Source organism: Lacinutrix sp. (assembly GCF_023299985.1).
Lineage (GTDB): Bacteria > Bacteroidota > Bacteroidia > Flavobacteriales > Flavobacteriaceae > Lacinutrix.
On the sequence record NZ_JALZVX010000183.1, the window covers coordinates 1 to 2,947 of the forward strand.

Here is a 2,947-nt window from a genome sequence, read left to right on the forward strand (position 1 = left end):
GTACTGAAGACGGGACTTGAACCCGTACGTCCTAATGGACATTGGATTTTAAGTCCAACGTGTCTACCAATTCCACCACTTCAGCTTGGTATATTTTAAGAAAATTTCTCAGAGCGAAAGATGGGATTTGAACCCACGACCTCCACCTTGGCAAGGTGATGCTCTACCCCTGAGCTACTTTCGCAGTCTTTTATATAAACTAACAATATTACTATTGCGGTTGCAAATTTAAGTCTTTTTTACAAATACCAAAGTCTTTTTGTGAAAATTATTAAATATTTTTTTAAGCCTTTTGAGTCTTAATTAACATGCGCTTAATTTCATTTAATTTCATTAATGCTTCAACAGGTGTAAGTGTATCAATATCAGTTAATAATATCTCTTTCTTAATTTGAACTAATAACGGATCGTCTAAATTAAAGAAGCTTAATTGCATTTCATCCTTTATAGATTTTACTTTATCTGTAAGCTCTTCGCTTGAATGCGATTGTTCTAATTTTTTTAAAATCTTATTTGCGCGATGTAGTACTTGTTGTGGCATTCCTGCTAATTTTGCAACGTGAATTCCAAAACTATGTTCGCTTCCGCCTTGAACTAACTTTCTTAGAAAAAGCACATTGTCTTTTAATTCTTTTACAGAAACATTGAAATTTTTAATACGTCTAAATGTTTCTGTCATTTCATTTAACTCATGATAATGGGTAGCAAACAACGTTTTTGCTTTTGCTGGATGCTCATGAAGGTACTCACTAATTGCCCAAGCTATAGAAATACCATCGTAGGTACTTGTACCTCTTCCAATTTCATCTAAAAGAATTAAGCTCCTTTCGGACATGTTATTAAGAATAGATGCTGTTTCGTTCATTTCTACCATAAACGTAGATTCTCCCATAGAAATATTATCACTTGCTCCTACTCTTGTGAAAATTTTATCTACTAAACCAATTCGTGCGCTTTTAGCTGGCACAAAACTACCTATTTGTGCTAACAAAACGATAAGTGCAGTTTGACGTAGTATAGCAGATTTACCAGACATGTTTGGCCCAGTAATCATTATTATTTGTTGAGAAGTTCTGTCTAAAAATAAATCGTTAGCAATATATGCTTCGCCTATTGGAAGCTGCTTTTCTATTACTGGATGGCGACCTTGTGTTATTTCTAAATCGTGAGAATTATCTAATATTGGGTATATGTATTTGTTATCTTTTGCTAATTGTGCAAAACCAGATAAGCAGTCTAATTTCCCAATTAAATGTGCGTTTTGTTGCACAGCTTTTATATATTGATGCATCCAAGTAACTAACTCTGAGAATAATTGTTGCTCGATGGCAAGTATTCGCTCTTCTGCTCCTAAAATCTTTCCTTCGTATTCTTTTAATTCTTCGGTTATATAACGTTCTGCATTTACTAATGTTTGTTTTCTAATCCATTCTTCTGGCACTTTATCTTTGTGCGTATTTCGTACTTCTATATAATAACCAAAAACATTATTTGAGGCTATTTTTAGGGATGTAATTCCTGTGCTTTCACTTTCTCGCTTCAACATTTGATCGAGATAATTTTTTCCTGAACTTGAAAGTCCTCTAAGCTCATCTAACTCAGCAGAAAAACCTTCAGCGATAGTATTTCCTTTTAAAACATTTACAGGCGCTTCCTCATTTAATGTTTGCTCAATTTTATCTCGAAGCACATCGCAACTCTGTAAAGTATCTCCAATAATTTTTAAAGATTCATTATCGCTATTTGAGGATAAAGACTTAATTGGATTAACAGCCTCTAAAGAGTTTTTAAGTTGAATAACTTCTCTAGGACTTACCTTTCCTGTAGCTACTTTAGATATTAATCGCTCTATATCTCCAATACTTTTAATGTGATCTTGAATTTTTTGATGCACACTTTTATTACTACTAAAGAAAAACACAACTTCGTGACGCTGTTTTATTTTTTTTATATTCTTTAATGGTAGTGCTAACCAACGTTTTAATAAACGCCCACCCATTGCTGAACTCGTTTTATCGATTACGTTAAGCAAGGTTACAGCATTATTATTCGTAGAATTATAGAGTTCTAAATTTCTAATGGTAAAACGATCCATCCACACATATTCATCTTCTGCAATTCTTGAAACTGAAGTAATATGTTGTAATTTATTGTGTTGTGTTTCTGCAAGGTAATGTAGTATAGAGCCTGAAGCTATTATACCTTCGTTTAAATCTTCTATTCCAAAACCTTTTAACGACTTTGTATTAAAATGCTTTAGTAAAGTTTCGTTTGCATAATCTGTTTGGTATACCCAATCTTCTAAATTAAAAGTATGAAAATCGCTTCCAAAACTTTCATTAAAATGCACTCGTTTTTGCTTAGACACAAGCACCTCACTTGGGTTAAAGTTTTGCAGTAATTTATCTATGTATTCTAGATTACCTTGACTTGTTAGAAATTCACCTGTAGAGATATCTAAAAAGGAAACTCCAATAGTTATTTTACCAAAGTAAACAGAACATAAAAAATTGTTTGTTTTAGACTGAAGTACTTCGTCGTTAAGTGCAACACCTGGAGTCACCAACTCTGTAACACCACGTTTTACAATATTTTTAGTTTGTTTTGGGTCTTCTAACTGGTCGCAAATAGCTACACGCTCTCCAGCTTTAACTAATTTAGGTAAATACGTGTTTATAGAATGATGCGGAAAACCGGCAAGTTCTATTTCACTTTCGCTTCCTGCTCCTCTTTTTGTTAAGGTGATACCCAGAATTCCGGCTGCTTTTATAGCATCGCTTCCAAAAGTTTCATAAAAATCACCAACACGAAATAATAATAAAGCATCAGGATACTTTGCTTTTATAGCATTGTACTGCTTCATTAAAGGTGTTACTTTTTTCGTTTTTGCTGTCAAAGAATTCAGTTTTTAAGTAAGTTTGCAATGTAACTAAATATTGATTTTTTT

The 2,947-nt window shown here is 33.0% G+C and carries 1 protein-coding gene and 2 tRNA genes; all 3 read right to left on the minus strand.

Annotated elements, in window-relative coordinates; genetic code table 11:
• Position 1 precedes the first annotated feature (1 nt).
• Positions 2 to 85, minus strand: a tRNA-Leu gene (locus Q0C58_RS09795).
• A gap of 27 nt (positions 86 to 112) precedes the next feature.
• Positions 113 to 184, minus strand: a tRNA-Gly gene (locus Q0C58_RS09800).
• A 99-nt stretch (positions 185 to 283) separates the two neighbouring features.
• Positions 284 to 2,896, minus strand: coding sequence for a DNA mismatch repair protein MutS (mutS, locus tag Q0C58_RS09805; protein WP_290700723.1), 2,613 nt, complete (start codon positions 2,894 to 2,896; stop codon positions 284 to 286).
• Positions 2,897 to 2,947: the final 51 nt, after the last annotated feature.